General features: G+C 72.2%; 20 protein-coding genes and 1 tRNA gene. 6 read left to right on the top strand and 15 right to left on the bottom strand.

All coding sequences use genetic code 11. The features are described from left to right. The first annotated feature begins 25 nt into the window (after positions 1-25). Entirely contained in the window at positions 26-682 is a 657-nt protein-coding gene (locus tag OOJ98_RS17200) for an SDR family oxidoreductase (RefSeq protein ID WP_267055790.1), read from the top strand. Between the two features lie 130 nt (positions 683-812). On the opposite strand, the gene OOJ98_RS17195 is transcribed toward OOJ98_RS17200, so the two are convergent. Then, positions 813-894: transfer RNA gene (locus tag OOJ98_RS17195), tRNA-Tyr, on the bottom strand. A gap of 223 nt (positions 895-1,117) precedes the next feature. Between OOJ98_RS17195 and OOJ98_RS17190 the strand changes: the two genes are divergently transcribed. The 3 genes from OOJ98_RS17190 to OOJ98_RS17180 all read left to right on the top strand — a co-directional run bounded on the left by OOJ98_RS17190 (position 1,118) and on the right by OOJ98_RS17180 (position 2,893). Then, entirely contained in the window at positions 1,118-1,606 is a 489-nt protein-coding gene (locus tag OOJ98_RS17190) for a YajQ family cyclic di-GMP-binding protein (RefSeq protein ID WP_267055789.1), read from the top strand. A gap of 109 nt (positions 1,607-1,715) precedes the next feature. Then, a complete protein-coding gene (locus OOJ98_RS17185) occupies positions 1,716-2,225 on the top strand; it encodes a methylated-DNA--[protein]-cysteine S-methyltransferase (protein WP_267055788.1) in 510 nt (169 codons plus the stop codon). Then, the gene (locus OOJ98_RS17180; protein WP_267055787.1) at positions 2,222-2,893 is read left to right on the top strand and encodes an alpha-ketoglutarate-dependent dioxygenase AlkB; all 672 of its coding nucleotides are present in this window, start codon (positions 2,222-2,224) and stop codon (positions 2,891-2,893) included. The genes OOJ98_RS17185 and OOJ98_RS17180 overlap by 4 nt, the downstream gene beginning before the upstream one ends. A 26-nt stretch (positions 2,894-2,919) precedes the next feature. Here the strand turns inward: OOJ98_RS17180 and OOJ98_RS17175 are convergent, their stop codons facing one another. The 14 genes from OOJ98_RS17175 to OOJ98_RS17110 all read right to left on the bottom strand — a co-directional run bounded on the left by OOJ98_RS17175 (position 2,920) and on the right by OOJ98_RS17110 (position 15,596). Beyond that, positions 2,920-3,189: a GlsB/YeaQ/YmgE family stress response membrane protein gene (locus OOJ98_RS17175; protein WP_267057003.1), complete on the bottom strand. Its 270-nt coding sequence runs from the start codon at positions 3,187-3,189 to the stop codon at positions 2,920-2,922. Positions 3,190-3,320: 131 nt separating this feature from the next. Continuing rightward, entirely contained in the window at positions 3,321-3,713 is a 393-nt protein-coding gene (locus OOJ98_RS17170) for a YccF domain-containing protein (RefSeq protein ID WP_267055786.1), read from the bottom strand. Next, the gene (gene htpX, locus OOJ98_RS17165; protein WP_267055785.1) at positions 3,710-4,573 is read right to left on the bottom strand and encodes a zinc metalloprotease HtpX; all 864 of its coding nucleotides are present in this window, start codon (positions 4,571-4,573) and stop codon (positions 3,710-3,712) included. Before htpX ends, OOJ98_RS17170 begins: the two co-directional genes overlap by 4 nt. A 146-nt stretch (positions 4,574-4,719) precedes the next feature. Beyond that, positions 4,720-5,178, bottom strand: coding sequence for an MscL family protein (locus tag OOJ98_RS17160; RefSeq protein WP_267055784.1), 459 nt, complete (start codon positions 5,176-5,178; stop codon positions 4,720-4,722). Positions 5,179-5,312: 134 nt separating this feature from the next. Next, positions 5,313-6,851 carry an NADH-quinone oxidoreductase subunit N gene (locus OOJ98_RS17155; RefSeq protein WP_267055783.1) on the bottom strand — a complete coding sequence of 513 codons (1,539 nt, stop codon included), beginning with the start codon at positions 6,849-6,851 and terminating at the stop codon, positions 5,313-5,315. Then, positions 6,848-8,398, bottom strand: a complete 1,551-nt coding sequence (locus OOJ98_RS17150) for a NuoM family protein (RefSeq protein ID WP_267057002.1) — start codon at positions 8,396-8,398, stop codon at positions 6,848-6,850. The genes OOJ98_RS17155 and OOJ98_RS17150 overlap by 4 nt, the downstream gene beginning before the upstream one ends. 27 nt (positions 8,399-8,425) lie before the next feature. After that, positions 8,426-10,426 carry an NADH-quinone oxidoreductase subunit L gene (locus OOJ98_RS17145; RefSeq protein ID WP_267055782.1) on the bottom strand — a complete coding sequence of 667 codons (2,001 nt, stop codon included), beginning with the start codon at positions 10,424-10,426 and terminating at the stop codon, positions 8,426-8,428. After that, positions 10,423-10,797: an NADH-quinone oxidoreductase subunit NuoK gene (gene nuoK, locus OOJ98_RS17140; protein ID WP_267055781.1), complete on the bottom strand. Its 375-nt coding sequence runs from the start codon at positions 10,795-10,797 to the stop codon at positions 10,423-10,425. Before nuoK ends, OOJ98_RS17145 begins: the two co-directional genes overlap by 4 nt. Beyond that, positions 10,797-11,408: an NADH-quinone oxidoreductase subunit J gene (locus OOJ98_RS17135; protein ID WP_267055780.1), complete on the bottom strand. Its 612-nt coding sequence runs from the start codon at positions 11,406-11,408 to the stop codon at positions 10,797-10,799. The genes nuoK and OOJ98_RS17135 overlap by 1 nt, the downstream gene beginning before the upstream one ends. Then, positions 11,405-11,998, bottom strand: coding sequence for an NADH-quinone oxidoreductase subunit I (locus tag OOJ98_RS17130; protein WP_267055779.1), 594 nt, complete (start codon positions 11,996-11,998; stop codon positions 11,405-11,407). The genes OOJ98_RS17135 and OOJ98_RS17130 overlap by 4 nt, the downstream gene beginning before the upstream one ends. Beyond that, positions 11,998-12,966, bottom strand: coding sequence for a complex I subunit 1 family protein (locus tag OOJ98_RS17125; protein WP_267055778.1), 969 nt, complete (start codon positions 12,964-12,966; stop codon positions 11,998-12,000). The genes OOJ98_RS17130 and OOJ98_RS17125 overlap by 1 nt, the downstream gene beginning before the upstream one ends. Next, positions 12,959-14,596, bottom strand: coding sequence for an NADH-quinone oxidoreductase subunit C (locus OOJ98_RS17120; protein ID WP_267055777.1), 1,638 nt, complete (start codon positions 14,594-14,596; stop codon positions 12,959-12,961). The genes OOJ98_RS17125 and OOJ98_RS17120 overlap by 8 nt, the downstream gene beginning before the upstream one ends. Continuing rightward, positions 14,593-15,198: an NADH-quinone oxidoreductase subunit B gene (locus OOJ98_RS17115; RefSeq protein WP_267055776.1), complete on the bottom strand. Its 606-nt coding sequence runs from the start codon at positions 15,196-15,198 to the stop codon at positions 14,593-14,595. Before OOJ98_RS17115 ends, OOJ98_RS17120 begins: the two co-directional genes overlap by 4 nt. Further along, positions 15,189-15,596 carry an NADH-quinone oxidoreductase subunit A gene (locus OOJ98_RS17110; RefSeq protein ID WP_267055775.1) on the bottom strand — a complete coding sequence of 136 codons (408 nt, stop codon included), beginning with the start codon at positions 15,594-15,596 and terminating at the stop codon, positions 15,189-15,191. The genes OOJ98_RS17115 and OOJ98_RS17110 overlap by 10 nt, the downstream gene beginning before the upstream one ends. Positions 15,597-15,796: 200 nt before the next feature. Between OOJ98_RS17110 and OOJ98_RS17105 the strand changes: the two genes are divergently transcribed. Both OOJ98_RS17105 and OOJ98_RS17100 read left to right on the top strand, forming a co-directional pair. Next, on the top strand, positions 15,797-17,020 hold the full coding sequence (locus OOJ98_RS17105) for a sensor histidine kinase (protein ID WP_267055774.1): 1,224 nt from the start codon (positions 15,797-15,799) through the stop codon (positions 17,018-17,020). Positions 17,021-17,182: 162 nt separating this feature from the next. Then, complete coding sequence (locus OOJ98_RS17100) at positions 17,183-18,508, top strand: sensor histidine kinase (RefSeq protein ID WP_267057001.1); 1,326 nt, start codon at positions 17,183-17,185, stop codon at positions 18,506-18,508. Positions 18,509-18,536: the final 28 nt, after the last annotated feature.

The raw sequence follows: 18,536 nt of genomic DNA, 5'->3' as shown, positions 1-18,536 counted from the left end.
GGCAACTCCGCGTACCGTCGTGACCATGCGCATTGTCATCGCTGGAGGTCATGGTCAGATCGCGCTGCGGCTCGAAAGGCTGCTCGCGGCGCGCGGCGACGAGGTCGCGGGCATCATCCGCAAGAAGGAACAGGCGGACGACCTGCGAAAGGCCGGCGCGGAGCCGGTCGTCCTGGATCTGGAGTCGGCGTCGGTGGACGCGGTCGCCGACGCCCTGCGCGGCGCGGACGCCGTGGTGTTCGCGGCGGGCGCGGGTCCGGGCAGCGACGCCTCACGCAAGGAGACGGTGGACCGGGCGGCCGCGATCCTGCTCGCCGACGCGGCGGAGCGGGCGGGCGTGCGGCGCTACGTCATCGTCTCGTCCATGGGCGCGAGCTCGTCCCACGCGGGCGACGGTGTCTTCGACGCCTACCTGCGTGCGAAGGGCGCGGCGGACGACGCCGTACGGTCCCGGACGGCCCTGGACTGGACGGTCCTGCGCCCCGGTTCGCTGACCAACGACGCGGGCAAGGGCCTGGTGACCCTGGCCGCCTCGACCGGCCGCGGCGCGATCCCCCGCGACGACGTGGCCGCGGTCCTGGCCGAACTCCTGGAGAGCCCGGCCACCGCGGGCCTCACCCTGGAACTGATCAGCGGCTCGGCGCCGGTGACGGTCGCGGTGAAGGGCGTGGCGGGAAACTGAGTCCGCCCCCGGGAGCGGTCGGGTCGGGGCCGTGCCTTTGGCCGGGGCCCCGAAGTCCCGAGCCGCCGGCGGGCGCACAACGAAGAAACCCCGGGTGACCTTCTCAGGTCACCCGGGGTTTCACCCACTGTGGCGGCGCCAGGATTCGAACCTGGGTAGGCAGAGCCGACGGATTTACAGTCCGTTCCCATTGGCCACTCGGGCACACCGCCATGGGATGTCGCCTGCGGTTCCCGCCTTGCGGCGGTGCTCCGTGGCAACGACGTAAACGATACCTGATGCCCAGGGGTGGTCCGCCACCCCATTGATCAGCGCTGTGCCGGGCAGCGGGTGACTAGGCTTTGGGGCGGTGGTTCGGCAGTGGGGCCGGGTCGCCGCGCGCTCGGCCGCCGGCTCGGGCGCACCCCGACACCCCGACCCAAGGAGCCACAGGACATGGCCGACTCCAGTTTCGACATCGTCTCGAAGGTCGAGCGGCAGGAGGTCGACAACGCCCTCAACCAGGCCGCGAAGGAGATCTCGCAGCGCTACGACTTCAAGGGCACGGACGCCTCGATCTCGTGGTCCGGCGAGAAGATCCTCATGCAGGCGAACGGCGAGGAGCGGGTCAAGGCGATCCTCGACATCTTCGAGACCAAGCTGATCAAGCGCGGCATCTCCCTGAAGTCGCTGGACGCGGGCGAGCCCCAGCTGTCCGGCAAGGAGTACAAGATCTTCGCCTCCATCGAGGAGGGCATCTCCCAGGACAACGCCAAGAAGGTCGCCAAGACCATCCGCGACGAGGGCCCCAAGGGCGTCAAGGCGCAGGTCCAGGGCGAGGAGCTGCGTGTCTCGTCCAAGAGCCGCGACGACCTCCAGGCCGTCCAGGCGCTGCTCAAGGGCAAGGACTTCGACTTCGCGATCCAGTTCGTCAACTACCGCTGACCCGGTCGGCGCCGCTCGCGGGGCGCCCGGCCGTGGTGTCCGATTTCCGCCAGCGCGCGGCGGTCGGGGGTCGCAGACTCGGTGTCGTACAGGAAGAAGGGAATGTGCGATGACTGTCTACGCGACCCTCGACAGCCCCCTGGGTGAGCTGTTGCTCGTGGGTGAGGAGTCGGCGACCGCGCCGGGCGGGACCGCGCTGGTCTCGCTCTCCGTGCCGGGGCAGAAGGGCGGTGCGACCGTCCGGGACGGGTGGCGGCAGTCGCCCGGAGCCTTCGCGGGGATCGCCGCCCAGCTGCGGGCGTACTTCGCCGGCGAGCTGACCCGGTTCGACATCGAGTACGCGGCCGGCGTGCCCGGCACCGACTTCCAGCGCCAGGTCTGGGCCGAGCTGGACGCGATCGCCTACGGGACGACCGTCTCGTACGGTGAGATCGCCCGGCGGATCGGCGCCTCCCCCGTGCTCGTGCGCGCGGTGGGCACCGCGATCGGGCGCAACCCGCTGCTCGTGGTGCGGCCCTGTCACCGGGTGATCGGCTCCGACGGCTCCCTCAAGGGGTACGCCGGCGGTCTCGACCGCAAGCAGGCGCTGCTCGGCATGGAAGGCGCCCTGGCGTCATGAGCGAGGGGCTGTTCCGGCTGCCCCGGCCCGAGCGGGTCGAGGTCGCGCCCGGTGCGGTGCATCTGCCGGGATGGCTTCCGGCCGGGCGTCAGCGGGAGCTCGTCGTCGCCTGCCGGGCGTGGGCCGAGGGGCCCGTCCCGATCCGCCGCACCGAGCTGCCGGGCGGGGGTGTCATGTCGGTGCGGACGGTGTGCGTCGGGTGGCACTGGCAGCCCTACCGGTACACCCGCGTCGCCGGTGATGTGAACGGGCTTCCCGTCGCCCCGTTCCCGGACTGGCTGGGCGAGTTGGGGCGTTCGGCGGTGGCCGCCGCCTATGGCGACGCGGACGCGGCCGCCCGCTACGCGCCCGACGCCGCGCTCGTCAACTTCTATGACGACACCGCGAAGATGGGGCTCCACCAGGACAAGGACGAGAAGTCCGACGCGCCCGTGGTCTCGCTCAGCATCGGCGACAGCTGTGTCTTCCGGTTCGGCAACACCGAGAACCGCGGACGGCCCTACACCGATGTGGAGCTGGTCTCCGGCGACCTGTTCGTGTTCGGCGGGCCCTCCCGCTTCGCGTACCACGGCGTGCCCAAGGTGCTGCCGGGAACGGGAGAGCCGGCCACGGGTCTGGCGCGTGGCCGGCTCAACATCACCCTTCGGGACACGGGTCTCGGCCGCTGATCGCCCGTTCTCCCGCGCCCCGTTGGTCAGCGGCTGCGTGAATTGCCGAACAGGATGCGGTAGATGACCAGCAGCACCAGCGAGCCGCCGATGGCCGCCGCCCATGTGGCGCCGTCGTAGAAGTGGTTGGCGATCGGGCGGTCCAGCCAGCGCGCCGATATCCAGCCACCGACGAACGCTCCCGCGATGCCGATGAGGGTCGTGATGATCGGCCCGCCCGGGTCGCGGCCGGGGAGCAGGAGCTTGGCGGCCGCCCCGGCCAGCAGGCCGAGGATGATCCAGCTGACGATGCCCATGCCGGGGACCTGCCTCTCGTACGTACGCGCTGCGCGGGGCATTGCCGTATTGCGTAACCCCGCAACCATTCGGTTCGTGAGGGAAGACGCCCCGATGGCGCGCACGGTTGCGGCGCCCGGCGGCCGCTGGTTCAGCGCGCGGCGAACGGCTCGTCCGTACGGACGATCTCCTTGCCCAGGGGCAGCAGCGACACCGGGATCAGCTTGAAGTTGGCGAGGCCCAGCGGGATGCCGATGATCGTGACGCACAGGGCGATGCCGGTGACGATGTGGCCGAGCGCCAGCCACCAGCCGGCCAGAACCAGCCACAGCACATTGCCGACGCAGGAGGGCGCGCCCGCGCCCCGCCGGTCGACGACCGTGTAGCCGAACGGCCAGAGCGCGTACATGCCGATGCGGAACGCGGCCACGCCGAACGGGATCCCGATGATGGTGATGCAGAGCAGCAGGCCCGCGAGCAGGTAGCCGAGGAACATCCAGAAGCCACAGAGGATCAGCCAGATGACGTTCAGGATTGTCTTCATGGGCGGCGACCTGCCATCTGTTCGAGTCGGGCGATGCGTTCCGCCATCGGCGGGTGGGTCGAGAACAGTTTGGACACTCCCTGACCGGGCCGGAAGGGGTTGGCGATCATCATGTGGCTCGCCGTCTCGATGCGCGGCTCCGGCGGCAGCGGCAGCTGCTTGGTGCCCGCGTCGAGCTTGCGCAGCGCGCTGGCCAGGGCCAGCGGGTCGCCGGTGAGCTGGGCGCCCGACGCGTCCGCCTCGTACTCGCGGGAACGGCTGATCGCGAGCTGGATCACCGAGGCGGCGAGCGGGCCCAGGATCATGACAAGGAGCATGCCGAAGATGCCGGGGCCCTCGTCGTCGTTGGAACGGCCGACCGGGATCAGCCACGCGAAGTTGACCAGGAACATGATCACCGAGGCCAGCGCGCCGGCGACCGACGAGATCAGGATGTCGCGGTTGTAGACATGGCTCAGCTCGTGGCCGATCACGCCCCGCAGCTCCCGCTCGTCGAGGATCCGCAGGATGCCGTCGGTGCAGCACACCGCCGCGTTGCGCGGGTTGCGGCCGGTCGCGAACGCGTTGGGCGCCTGGGTGGGCGAGATGTAGAGCCGGGGCATGGGCTGGCGCGCCTGGGTGGAGAGGTCGCGGACCATCCGGTAGAGCTCCGGGGCCTCGAACTCGCTCACCGGGCGCGCCCGCATGGCACGCAGGGCCAGCTTGTCGCTGTTCCAGTACGCGTAGGCATTGGTGCCGAGCGCCACCAGGACGGCGACGATCAGCCCTGTGCGCCCGAAGAAGCTGCCGATGACGATGATGAGCGCGGACAGTCCTCCGAGGAGGACGGCGGTCCTCAGCCCGTTGTGCCGGCGGTGCACGGTACGCCCTCCAAGTGGTGCGGTGGGGAGCCTTCGCTGGTGGTCCTTCCGATGTCCAGTGGACTCTCCCGTACTGGTCAACGCCAGGCGGGGGACGCTGGTTCCCTTGTGCGCGCTGGAGGGCGCGTTACGCCGTTCGGGTCGGGTCAGCGCGGGGCGGGCAGCCCGGCCATCTCCAGCGCCACCGGGTCGGGCTCGATCTCGCTCGTGCAGTGCGAGCAGCGGCTCGCGATGCCGGGGATCTGCGCGTAGCAGCGCGGGCAGTCGCGCAGGGCGGCCTTGATGTCGACCGGCTTGTCCTTGCGGTCGAAGCGGGCCTGCACCTTCATCATGGGCACGACGACGACGAAGTAGAGCACCGCGGCGGTGATCACGAAGGCGATGGCCGCGCCGACGAACTTGCCGTAGGGGAACGTGACGCTGTCGGCGGTGAAGGTCGCCGCGCTGAAGTCGCCGGTCGAGCGGGTGGCCAGGCCGATCAGGGGGGTGATGAACGCGGTGCTGAATCCCGTGACCACCGCGGTGAAGGCCGATCCGACGGCCAGACCGACCGCCATCGTCACTATGTTCCCGCGCAGGATGAAGTCCTTGAACCCGCTCAGCACCGCTCTGCTCCCTGATGTCTCTCGTCTGGTTCCGCGCCGTCGCACGTGCGTGCGCGCCGGGATGTGCGCGTACGACAGTGCCTCCTCAAGGGCGTACGCACCAAACCGTGCCCTCGCGTCGGCCGCGCCAAAACTCAGAAGAGGGTCACCGTGGCGAAGTGCAGGGCAAGTTGGGGCAGTCCGGACAGAACGACCCCGCCGACCGCGGTGAGGCCGATGGCGGCCGCGAGCGGAACCGGGACGCGGAGGCGCTCGGGGCGCGGGGCGGTGCCGGCGGACGCGCCCGCCGGGCGGAACAGGAGCGCGGCCCACCGCAGGTAGTAGTAGAGGGCGACGACCACGTTGACCGCCATGATGACGGCGAGCCAGCCGAGCCCCGCGTCGACGGCCGCCGAGAAGACGGTGACCTTGGCGAACAGGCCGATGATGCCCGGCGGGAGCCCGGCCAGGCAGAGCAGGAAGAACGCCAGCGCGAGCGCGGCGAGCGGGCGCTCGGCGTACAGGCCCCGGTAGTCGGAGAGGCGGTTGAGGGGCTTGGCCCGGCCCACCAGGGCGGCGACCGCGAAGGCGCCCAGGTTCACGACGGCGTACATCAGGGCGTACGCCACGGTGGCGCCGACCTTGTCGTCGCCGGAGTAGGCGGCGGCCGCGATCGGCACCAGGAGGTAGCCGGCCTGGCCCACCGAGGACCAGGCGAGCAGCCGGACCGCGCTGTGGGCGCGGGTGGCGGACTGCCGCAGGGCGGCCGCGTTGCCGAGGGTCATGGTCAGCGCCGCGAACACGGCGAGCGCGGGACCCCACACGTCGGCGTAGGCGGGGAAGGCGACGACCGTCACCAGGATGAGCCCGGAGAAGCCGACCGCCTTGCCGACGACGGAGAGGTAGGCGGCGATGGGCAGGGGCGCGCCCACATAGGTGTCGGGCACCCAGAAGTGGAAGGGCGCCGCCGCCGTCTTGAAGGCGAAGCCGACCAGGGTGAGGACGACGCCCGCCTCGGCGACCGTCTCCAACTGGCCCGGAACGGTGGCCAGTTTGGTGGCCAGCTCCGTGAGGTGCAGGGTGCCCGTCGCCGCGTACACGAAGCTGACGCCGAGCAGCATCACGGCCGTCGCCGTCACCGACGACAGGAAGAACTTCAGGGCCGCCTCGGAGGAGAGCCGGTCGCCGCGCTTGAGTCCGACGAGCGCGAAGGCGGGCAGCGAGGCGACCTCCAGGGCGACGACGAGGGTCGCGAGGTCGCGGGAGGCGGGCAGCAGGGCCGCGCCGGCCGCGGAGGAGAGCAGCAGGAACCAGAACTCGCCCGCCGGGAGCTTCCCCTCCTCGGTGTCCCTCATCGACAGCAGGGTGGTGAGCAGGGCGCCGCCGAGGACCAGCGCCTGGATGACGAAGGCGAACTGGTCGACGGTGTAGCTGCACGCGTCCGGGTTGGCGGTCAGGCAGAACGTGGAGCGGCTGCCGGTGCGCAGCGGCACCAGCGAGACGAGCGCCCCGGCCAGGCCCGCGAGGGTGATCCAGCCGAGCAGCGCCTTGCGCCTCGGCGACAGGAACAGGTCGGCGAGCAGCACGACCAGGGCGACGGCCGCGGTGATCAGGGGCGGCGCGATCGCGACCCAGTCGACGGACTGGACCAGGCTTGCGGTGCCGGCCGCCGCGGTGGTGACGTCGGGGGTCACGACTTGCCTCCTGCGAGGAGCTTCTGGACGGCCGGGTCGGTGAGGCCGAGGAGGACCGCGGGCCAGAGCCCGGCGAGGACGGTGAGCGCGACGAGCGGGCTCCAGGCGGCGAACTCGTAGCCCTGGATGTCGGCGAGCACGGGCCCGTCGGCCGGCTTGCCGCCCATGCAGACCCGGCGGACCACGACCAGCAGGTACGCGGCGGTGAGCAGGGTGCCGAACGCGGCGATCGCCACGAAGGTGAGGAAGGCGGGTCGGCTCAGGCCCGGCGCCGGGTCGAACGCGCCGAACATCGAGAGCATCTCGCCCCAGAACCCGGCGAGTCCGGGCAGTCCGAGGGAGGCGACCGCGGCGAAGGCGAGGAGCCCGCCCAGGCGCGGTGCCCGGCCGTAGAGGGCGGCCCCGGTGGCGCCGGCCAGGGTGTCGAGGTCGGCGGTGCCGTAGCGGTCCTTGAGGGCGCCGACCAGGAAGAACAGCAGGCCGGTGATGAGGCCGTGGGCGATGTTGGCGAAGAGCGCGCCGTTGACGCCGGTCGGGGTCATCGAGGCGATGCCGAGCAGCACGAAGCCCATGTGGCCGACGGAGGAGTACGCGATGAGGCGCTTGAGGTCGCCCTTGTTGCCCTCCCTCGCGAGGGAGAGGCAGGCGAGCGAGCCGTAGATGATCCCGGCGACGGCGAAGGCGGCCAGGTAGGGCGCGAAGGCGTGCATGCCGTGCGGCGCGATCGGCAGCACGATGCGGACGAAGCCGTACGTGCCCATTTTCAGGAGCACACCGGCGAGCAGCACCGAGCCGACGGTCGGGGCGGCGGTGTGGGCGTCCGGGAGCCAGCTGTGCAGCGGGAACATCGGGGTCTTGACCGCGAGCCCGATCCCGATCGCCAGAACGGCGATGACCTGCACGGATGTGGTCAGCCCCCGGCCGTTGTCAGTGGCGAGTGCCACCATGTCGAACGTGCCCGCCTTGACGCCGATCAGGAGCAGGCCGAGCAGCATGACGACCGAGCCGAGCAGGGTGTAGAGGATGAACTTCCAGGCGGCGGCCTGCCTCCCGGCCCCGCCCCAGCGGGCGATGAGGAAGTACATCGGGATGAGGACCATCTCGAACGCGAGGAAGAACAGCACGAGGTCGAGGACGGCGAAGGTGGCGAGGGTGCCGGCCTCCAGGACGAGCAGGAGCGCGACGAACGCCTTCGGGGACGGCCCGGAAGGCATCTTGAAGTAGCTGTACAGCGCGCACAGGAAGGTCAGCAGCGCGGTCAGGACCAGGAGGGGGAGGGAGATGCCGTCGATGCCGAGGTGGAGGTGGACGTCGAGCGCCGGGATCCACCTGATGTCCGTCGTGGCCTGCATCCTCGACGGGTGGCCGTGGTCGAAGCCGAGCGCGAGGACGATCGCGGCGAGCAGGATCACACCGGTCACGCTCACGCCGTGGCGCAGCACGGCCTGGTCGGGGCTCTTGCCCTTGAGGCCGGGCGGCGCGGGCAGCAGGGCGGCGACGGCACCGATCAGGGGAACGACGACGATGAACGCCAGAAGGAACTGCATCACGGACTCGCTGATATCGATCACGGCTCAGGACCCCGCGGTGACGTTGGCAAGGACGACCACGGCGGCCGCCAGGACGAGTGAGCCGGCCAGCAGCGCGCTGAGGTAGCTCTGCACATTGCCGTTCTGCGCGCGGCGCACGGCCCAGCCGAGCCAGCGCGGCCCGGCGCTCGCGGCGCGTACGTACGTCTCGACGACCTCGCGGTCCAGGAAGCGGACCAGGCCGGCCGCGGCGAGGACGGGGCGGACGAACAGGGCGGAGTACAGGGCGTCCAGGTGGAAGCCGTTGGCCGCGTGGCGGTGCAGCGGGCCGAGCAGGAGCCGGCCCGGGTCGGCCGGGTCGGGCGCGGACGCGATGGAGCCGTAGACCTCGGTGTGGCTGGCGATGGCCTCCTCCTCGACCTGCCCGCCGTCGCCCTCGGGGTGGGCCACGACGGCGCCCATCGGGGTGCGGGCGGCGAGGGCGGAGGTGTGGCGCCAGGCGGCATAGGTGACCAGGCCGCCGACGAGGGCGACCCCCGTGGAGAGGACGGCGGTGGTGACGGCCGGGGTGAGGGCGCGCCCGTCGAACCAGTCGCCGAGGTAGCCGGTGGTCAGGCCGAAGGCGAGGGAGGGGATGGCGAGCACCCACAGCACGGCGTTCATGACGACCGGCTGCTTTCCGTGGTCCGGGGCTTCCGCTCCTCGGCCGCGGAAGGCGAGCAGCCACAGGCGCATCGCGTAAGCGGCGGTGAGGAGCGCGGCCAGGAGACCGGCGATCAGCACGGTCCAGCCGGCGCCGGCCGGGGCGACCTGGCTCTCGCCGAGCGCGGTGTGCTCGGCGGCGGACAGGACCGCCTCCTTGGAGAAGAAGCCGGCGAAAGGAGGGATCGCGGCGAGCGCGAGCAGGGCGACGGTCATCGTCCAGTACGCGTCGGGGATCCGCTTGGCGAGGCCGCCCATGCGGGACATGGCGGTCAGCGAGTTGGTGCCGGCGGCGTGGATGACCACACCGGCGGCGAGGAAGAGCAGCGCCTTGAAGGCGCCGTGCGACAGGAGGTGGAAGACGGCGGCGCCGCGGTCGCCGACGGCCAGGGCGCCCGACAGATAGCCGAGCTGGCCGATGGTCGAGTAGGCGAGGACGCGCTTGATGTCGTCCTGGGCGAGCGCGGCGATGCCCGAGCCGACCATGGTGATCGCGGCCATCACGGCGAGCACGGTCATCGCGGCGGCCGACGCGGCGAAGACGGGCAGCAGCCGGGCCACGAAGTAGATGCCGGCGGCGACCATCGTGGCGGCGTGGATCAGCGCGGAGACCGGCGTCGGGCCGGCCATCGCGTCGGGCAGCCAGGTGTGCAGCGGGAACTGCGCGGACTTGCCGGCGACACCGGCGAGCAGCAGCAGCGCGATGAGGGTGGGGTGGCCGATGCCGCCGGTGAGGGCGGCCTGCACGACGCCGGTGATCCGGAACGTACCGGCGTCGGTGGCGAGCGCGAACAGACCGATGAGGAAGGGGACGTCGCCGAGCTTGGTGACGAGGAAGGCCTTGAGGGAGGCGGCGCGCGCCTCGGGGGTCTCCCAGTAGTGGCCGACCAGGAAGTACGAGCAGATGCCCATGACCTCCCAGCCGACCAGGAGCACCATCAGGTCGCCGGAGTAGACGACGAGCAGCATCGCGGAGGTGAACAGGGAGACGAGCGCGGCGTACGAGGTGTAGCGCGGGTCGTCGCGGAGGTAGCCCGTCGAGTAGAGCTGCACGCACGTGGCGACCAGGCCGACCAGGACGGCGACGAGGACCGCGAACCCGTCCAGGTGGAGGGCGAGTTCGATCGGTACGGAGCCGGTCGGGGTGAGCCGGGTGGCCGCGTCGATGGCCTTGCCGCCGCCCTGGTCGACGGCGACGACGACGGCGAGCACGAACGCGGCGAACGTCGGGAGGACCGCGAGCGGGCGGACGAAGCCCGGGGCGCGGCGGCCGAGGAGCAGGCCGGCCGCGGCGCCCAGGAACGGCAGGAGCGGGACGAGGACGGCGAGGGTCGTGGTGGTCACGCGGCGGCCTCAGCCTTCTGTGCCGGGGCGGCGGGGTCGTCGGGGTCCGCCGGGTCCGAACCGGGGCCCTCGGCGGTGTCGCGGAGCTTGTCGATGTCGGCGGTGCCGCGGTTGCGGTACACGGCGAGCACGATCGCCAGGCCGATGCCGATCTCGGCGGCGGCGATGGCGATGGTGAACAGGGTGAGCGCCTGGCCGGCGTGGAGGCTGTCGCGCAGCCACACGTCGAAGGCGACGAGGTTGAGGTTGACGGCGTTGAGCATCAGCTCGACGGACATCAGGACCAGGATCGCGTTGCGCCGCGCGAGCACACCGTAGAGACCGGTGCAGAACAGGAGGACGGCGAGCACGGCGGGATAGGCGAGATGCATCAGCGCGACTCCGTCTCACGGGGGGCGGCGCCGGAGCCCGCACCGGGGGCGTCGTCCGGGGCGCTCTTGCGGGACAGCACGATCGCGCCGACCAGCGCGGCCAGGAGCAGCACGGACAGCCCCTCGAAGGGCAGCACCCAGTGCCGGAAGAGGATCTCTCCGGACACCTTGGTGGAGCCCTGGGCGGGCCCGTCGAGGTCGATCCAGCTCGTGCGGAAGGCGTCGACGACGACCCAGACGAGGGTCCCGGCAGCGGCCACGGCCACCGCGAGCGCCACCCAGCGGTTGCCGGAGTCGGCGTCCGGGGAGCGGCCGATGGGCGCCCTGGTCAGCATCAGTCCGAACAGGAGGAGCACCACGATCGAACCGACGTAGATGAGGACCTGCACCCAGGCGATGAACTCGGCGGTGAGCAGGAGGTATTCGACGGCCAGGCCGCCGAGCGCCACGACCAGCCACAGGGCGGCGTGCACCAGCTGCTGCGTCGTGACGGTCATGACGGCCGCGCCGAGGGTGGCGATGCCGACGAGGACGAAGGCGATCTCCACACCGGTCGGCGAGAGGAAGCCCTGCGGCGCGGTGAGGGCCGCCTGGGCGAGGATCGCGCTCATGCCCGACCTCCCTCGGAGGCGGCGTCGGGGCCGGGGGCCGGCTCCGCGGAGGCCGCGGCCTCCGCCGCCTGCGCGGCGGCCAGTTTGTCGGCGGCCTTGCGCGCGGCGGCGACTTCCTTGGGCTCCTCCGCTCCCGGGTCGAGCGCGGGCGGGGCCGGCACCGTCCACATCCAGTCGCGCAGCTTGTCGCGCTCGTGCGTGAGCTCGTGGATGTCGGTCTCCGCGTACTCGAACTCGGGGGACCAGAACAGCGCGTCGAAAGGACACACCTCGATGCAGATGCCGCAGTACATGCAGAGCGAGAAGTCGATGGCGAAACGGTCGAGCACGTTGCGGCTGCGCTCGCGGCCGCCCTCGACCGCGGCGGGGACCGTCTCCTTGTGGGAGTCGATGTAGATGCACCAGTCGGGGCACTCGCGGGCGCACAGCATGCACACCGTGCAGTTCTCCTCGAACAGGCCGATCACGCCCCGGCTGCGGGGCGGGAGTTCGGGCTGCACGTCGGGGTACTGCGCGGTGACGGTCTTCTTCGTCATCGTGCGGAGCGTGACAGCGAGGCCCTTGGCGAGGCCGGAACCGGGGACAGCCATTAGCTGATCGCCACCTTCACGATGCCGGTGAGCGCGATCTGGGCGAGCGCGAGCGGGATGAGCGTGGTCCAGGCGAGCTTCTGCAACTGGTCCTCGCGGAGCCGGGGGTAGCTGACCCGGAGCCAGATCACGACGAAGGCGAGCACCGCCGTCTTGAGCAGGGTCCAGACCCAGCCGAGCCCGTCGGCGCCCCAGGGGCCGTGCCAGCCGCCGAGGAAGAGGACGGTGGTCAGGCCGCACAGGACGACGATGCCGGCGTACTCGGCGAGCAGGAACAGCGCGAAGCGCAGCCCCGTGTACTCGGTGTACGCGCCGAAGATGATCTCGGAGTCGGCGACGGGCATGTCGAAGGGCGGACGCTGGAGTTCGGCGAGACCGGCGGTGAAGAAGACGAGGGCGCCGACGATCTGCCAGGGCAGCCACCACCAGTGGAAGGCGTTGAGGATGCCGGGCAGCGAGACCGTGCCGGCCGCCATCGCCACGGAGGCGGCGGCGAGCAGCATCGGCAGTTCGTACGCGAGGAGCTGCGCGGCGGTGCGCAGGCCGCCGAGGAGGGAGAACTTGTTGGCCGAGGCCCAGCCCGCCATGAGCGAACCGAGCACGCCCACGCCCATCACGGCGAGCACGAAGAAGATGCCCGCGTCGACGACCTGGCCGACCGCGCCCTCGCTCGGGCCGATGGGGACGGCCACGAGGACGAGGAGGTAGGGCAGCAGCGCGACGGCGGGGGCGAGCTGGAAGATCCGCCGGTCGGCCGCGGCCGGGACGATGTCTTCCTTCTGCGCGAACTTCACGCCGTCCGCGACGAGTTGGGCCCAGCCGTGGAAGCCGCCCGCGTACATCGGGCCGAGCCGGCCCTGCATGTGCGCCATCACCTTGTGCTCGGTCTGCCCTACGACCAGCGGGAGGACGAGGAACACGACGAAGACGACGATGATCCGGAGGGCGACGTCGAGTGCGTCATTCACGCGGGTCGCCTCCGGCGGGGTCGGTTGGTGCGGCGGGGTCGGACGGTTCGGGTTCGTCGGTTCCGGTGCCCGGGGCGGGTTTCCCGGCGGGGGCGGGTGCGGTGGGCTTCGGTTCGGGTGCGGTGGGCTCCGGTTCGGGTGCGGCGGGGCCGGACTGCTCGGGGGCGTCGCTCCCGGTGGCCGGGGCGGGCGCCCCACCCCCCTCGCCTTCGTCGAAGGCGGGTTTCGGGTGGTGCCAGGGCGCGTCGGAACTGCGCGTGCGGGGCGCCGCGGCGGGCCGCCCCTCCGCGTCCCGCTCCTGCTCCGCGGCCGGCCCCGCGTCGGGCGCCTGCTGCGAGGCCGACCCCTGCCCGGCGCTGCGGCTCCGCCGAGGACGTACGGAAGGTGCCGGGGCGGCGGGAGTACCGGACGTGTCCGGAGTCGTCTCCGGCCCGGGGCTCACCGAGGGCGTCTCCGCACCAGGGGTCGCTGGGACACCCGGGGTCTCGCCGGCGGCCTCCGAAGCACCCTGCGTCACCTGGGCACCCGGGGTCGCTGGGGCACCCGGGGTCGCTGGGGCACCCGGGGTCTCGCCGGCCTCCGAAGCACCCGGCGTCACCTGGGCACCAGGGGTCGCTGGGGCACCCGGGGTCGCTGGGGCACCCGGGGTCGCGGCCCCGCTCGGAGTCGTCGGTGTCGCCCCCGCACCCGGAGTTTTGGGGGCGGCGGGAGCCGCCTGGGCCGACCCCGTGCCCGGAGCCGTCTCCGTCCCCGGGGTCGCCTGGGCACCCGGGGTCGCTGCCCCACCCGGGGTCGCTGGGGCACTCGGGGCCGCCTGGGCACCCGCGGTCGCCGCCCCACCCGGGGTCGCCCCCGTGCCCGGGGTTTCCGGGGCGGCGGGGGTCGCCCGGGGCGCCGTCGTACCCGGAGTCGTCGCCGGGGCGGCCTCCGCTGCCTGGGAGGCCGAGCCCTCCGACACGCTGCGGGCGCGCCGCACCGGACGCTCCCCCGCCGCGCGAGCAGGCCGCTCCCCCGCCGCGCGCGGGGTGCGGGCCGGGCGGGCCGGGGCCGGGGGGAGCTGGCCCTTGAGGGGGCCCCACTCGTTGGGGTCGGGGACGCCCGGCGGGAGCATCTGGCGGCGCTTGGGGCCGCCGTGCTCCGATTCGCCCGGCTCCTTCGCCCCCGGCCACGCCTTCGCGACGCGGGCCGCGAGCACGAAGTCCTTGCGCAGCGGGTGGCCCTCGAAGTTCTCCGGCAGGAGCAGCGGCACCAGGTGCGGGTGGCCGGTGAACTCCACGCCGAACATCTCGTGGGTCTCGCGCTCGTGCCAGGCCGCGCCCGCGTACACGTCGATCGCGGAGGGCAGCACGGGCGCCGCGTGCGGAACGGTCGTGCGCAGGAGGAGCCGGCGGACCGTGCCGTCGGCGAGGGCGACGACATGGGCGCAGATCTGGAAGCCCTTGCCGGGCTCGTCCACCGCGCTCAGCCAGTCGAAGTAGGTGCAGCCCAGCTCGGTGCGGGCGGTCTCCAGCGCCGCGATCCAGGCGTCGGCGGGCACGTCGACGGTGAGCAGGTCGTACGCCCGCGCCGCCGTGGCCTGTTCGCCGAAGACGTCGGTGACGCCGTCCGGCAGGGTGTCGTACGCGTTCACGCCCGGCCCTCCCCGGGGGTCGGCGGCGCGGCGACGAGCCCGCTGGTCAGCTGGGCCGGGGTGGCCGCGTGCGCGTACCGCTCGCCGAGCGATTCGCGGGCGATCTTCTCCTGGAGCTTGAGGATGCCCTGGAGCAGCGCCTCGGGCCGCGGCGGGCAGCCGGGCACGTACACGTCGACGGGGATGATCTGGTCGACGCCCTTGGTCACGGAGTACGAGTCCCAGTACGGGCCGCCGCAGTTGGAGCAGGCGCCGAAGGAGATGACGTACTTCGGCTCGGGCATCTGCTCGTACAGCCGCTTGACCGCGGGCGCCATCTTGTCCGTCACCGTGCCGGAGACGATCATGAGGTCGGCCTGGCGCGGTCCGGGCGCGAACGGGATCACGCCGAGCCTGATGAAGTCGTGGCGGGCCATGGAGGCCGCGATGAACTCGATGGCGCAGCAGGCGAGGCCGAAGTTGAAGACCCACAGGCTGTAGCGGCGGCCCCAGTTGAGGACCACCTTCATCGGCGCGGGGGCCAGCCTCGACAGGACGCCGAGCCGCTGCGGTTCGGGCAGCAGCTGGGGTCCGGGCACCTGCTGGGGGTTGGTCACGTCCATTCCAGGACGCCCTTCTTCCATGCGTAGAGCAGTCCCAGGGCCAGGAAGCCCAGGAAGATGAACATCTCGACGAGGGTGGTGGCGCCGAAGCCCGCGGCCGCGAAGACGGTCGCCCAGGGGAAGAGGAAGATCGAGTCGACGGCGAAGATGACGTACAGGAACGCGTAGACGTAGTAGCGGACCTGGGTGTGGGCCCAGCCCTCGCCCACGGGGTCCACGCCGCACTCGTACGTCAGCAGCTTCTCCGGCGTCGGCACGGCGGGCCGCAGCAGCCGCCCGGCCCCGAAGGCCACGGCGACGAACAGCACTCCGATCACGGCGAGGAGGCCGACGACGGAATAGCTGTGGAAGTAGTCGGCAGCCAACGCCGGCGTCTGGCGCACGGTCGGTTCCGGCACGTCGCGCCCCTCGTTCCCTGACCTCGATGATCTCGTCGCGCCCTGTTCGACGCTGTGTACGGTCGGGAGTCTAGGCCCTGATAAGGGCCCCCTTGGAAGCCGTGTCTCGCGGGCTGGGCCGCCGGGGTGGGGTTTTCCCCCGGAGAAGAGGGTGCGGCACCCCATGGCGCCGCCCATCGCGGCCCGGCACCCTGGGGACCATGACCAGCACCCTCCGCGACCGGCGACGGTCCGCAGCACACCCCACAGGCGGCCCCGCCGGCGACAGGACGGACGTCCCGCCGGCGGTGCGGTTCGCCTACGACCGGCACACCTGGAAGGAGGTCGCGCACCTCCTCGCCGACCTCCCGATGGCGATCGTCGGTTTCGTCTACGTCCTCGTGATGGTCGCGCTGGGGCTCGGTCTGTCGGTCACGGTGATCGGTCTGCCGCTGCTCGCGGCCGGCCTGCTCGGCGCGCGTCAGCTGGGCAAGGCGGAGCGGGCGAGGGCGCGGGGGCTGCTCGGGGTGCGGGTCGACGAGCCCACGCCCATCCCGGCGAGCCCGAGCAGGCACGGCGGGTTCTTCCCGTGGCTGTGGACGAGCCTGCGGGACCCGGTGGCCTGGCGCAACGTGCTGTACGAGTTCGTGCGGCTGCCCTGGGGCATCCTCACCTTCACCGTGACGCTGGTCTCACTCTTCGTGGCGTGGCCGCTGCTCGGGTTCATCGTCCGCGGCCTCGCCAACGTCGACCGGATGATGGTGCGGGCCCTGCTGTCGCCCTCCGACAGCCTGGAGCGGCGGATCGCCGAGCTGGAGTCCGACCGGGGTGTCGTCGTGGACACCGCCGCGGCCGACCTGCGCCGCATCGAGCGCGATCTGCACGACGGCGCCCAGGCCCGGCTTGTGGCGCTCGCCATGGGGCTCGGTCTCGCGAAGGAGAAGCTGCTGGAGGATCCGGACGCGGCGGCCGTGATGGTCGACGAGGCGCACGGCGAGGTGAAGCTGGCCCTCCAGGAGCTGCGCGACCTGGCCCGCGGCATCCATCCGGCGGTCCTCACCGACCGGGGTCTGGACGCGGCGCTGTCCTCGGTCGCCTCGCGCTGCACGGTCCCGGTCAAGGTCGCGGTCGACCTGCCGGCCCGGCCCGCCCCCGCCATCGAGGGCATCGCGTACTTCACCGTCTCCGAGCTGCTCCAGAACGTCAGCAAGCACAGCGGGGCGCGGGCCGCCTCGGTCGAGGTGTGGCGCAGCGCCGAGCGGCTGCTCATCCAGGTCGAGGACGACGGGGTGGGCGGCGCGCGGATCGACGGCGGCAGCGGGATGGCCGGGCTCGCGGAGCGGCTCGGGGCGGTGGACGGGCTGCTCGTCCTCGAATCGCCCGTCGGTGGCCCGACGGTCGTCACGGCCGAACTGCCGTGGCGCGACCGGGGTCCGAGCGACTGATTCCGCTCCTGATGCGGCCGGGGTAGGGAAAACCCCCGGCCGAAGAGGGTGACCGGCTCCATGGCCGCGGCCGGCGCCGGGCGCGAAGCTGGTGTTCAAGAGGGGCCCCGGTCACAGCGGCGGCCGCATCACACGTGAGGGACGGGGACAGGACCGATGACCATGGAGACGGAGTACGGGTACCGCGCGGCGGACTCCCGGGAGCCTCGGCGGCACTTCCTCCCGCCGGTGCTGCGTGCCCCGTTCGAGGGGCGGACGTTCCGGGAGTTCGGCTATCTGCTGCTCAGCCTGCCGATCAGCATCGTGCTGTTCTCCTGGGCCGTCACCATGGTGTCGATGAGCGCCGGGCTCCTGATCACCTTCGTCGGCATCCCGCTGATGGCGGTGAGCCTGCTGGGCTGCCGCGCCCTCGGTGTGGTGGAGCGGGCACGGGCGCGGGCGCTGCTCGACGTGGAGATCGACGAGCCGCGGCCGGTGGCTGCGCGCGGCGGGGTCATGGCGTGGGTCGGCGGGGTTTTGAAGAGCGGTGTCTCCTGGCGCCACCTGCTCTACTCGGTGGTCCACTTCCCGTGGGCACTCTTCGCGTTCGTCACCTCGGTCACCACGTGGACGGTGGGCTGGACACTGTTCTCGTACCCGCTGTGGCAGTGGGTGTTCCCGGTGTACACCGGGCACGACGGCATCCAGATCTACGGCGGCGAGCAGCGCAGCGTGTACGTGGACACGCCGGTCACGATCGCCCTGACCTCGCTGGTCGGGCTCGTGATCACCCTGGTCGTGCCGTGGCTGATCCGGGCGCTCGCCGCGATGGACAAGCTCCTGGTGGTGGGGCTCCTCGGCCCGTCCCGTCTGGAGGAGCGGGTGAGCGAGCTGGAGTCGGACCGGGGCGTGGTGGTGGACACCACCGCCGCCGACCTGCGGCGCATCGAGCGGGATCTGCACGACGGCGCCCAGGCCCGGCTTGTGGCGCTCGCCATGGACCTGGGTCTGGCGAAGGAGAAGCTGGCGGAGGACCCGCAGGCGGCGGCCGTGATGGTCGACGAGGCGCACGGCGAGGTCAAGGTGGCGCTCCAGGAGCTGCGCGACCTGGCCCGCGGCATCCACCCCGCCGTCCTCACCGACCGCGGCCTGGACGCGGCCCTCTCCTCGGTGGCCTCCCGCTGCACGGTCCCGGTGCAGGTGGAGGTGGACCTGCCGGCCCGGCCGGTCCCGGCGATCGAGGGCATCGCGTACTACACCGTCTCCGAGCTGCTCCAGAACATCAGCAAGCACAGCGGTGCGAGCCGGGCCACCGTCGATGTGTGGCGGGCCGGCGACCGGCTGATGCTCCAGGTCGGCGACAACGGGCGCGGCGGCGCCGACGCCTCGGCCGGTTCGGGCCTCTCGGGGCTGGCCGAGCGGCTGGACGCGGTGGACGGCATCCTGGCCGTCGACTCGCCGCGCGGGGGCCCCACCACGATCACCGCGGAGCTGCCCTGGCGGGCCTAGCGCCGCGCCTTCGCCGCCGACGCGACCG

The sequence above is a fragment of the Streptomyces sp. NBC_00083 genome (genome assembly GCF_026343295.1).
Taxonomy (GTDB): Bacteria; Actinomycetota; Actinomycetes; order Streptomycetales; family Streptomycetaceae; genus Streptomyces.
This window is presented reverse-complemented; position numbering and strand designations above follow the sequence as displayed.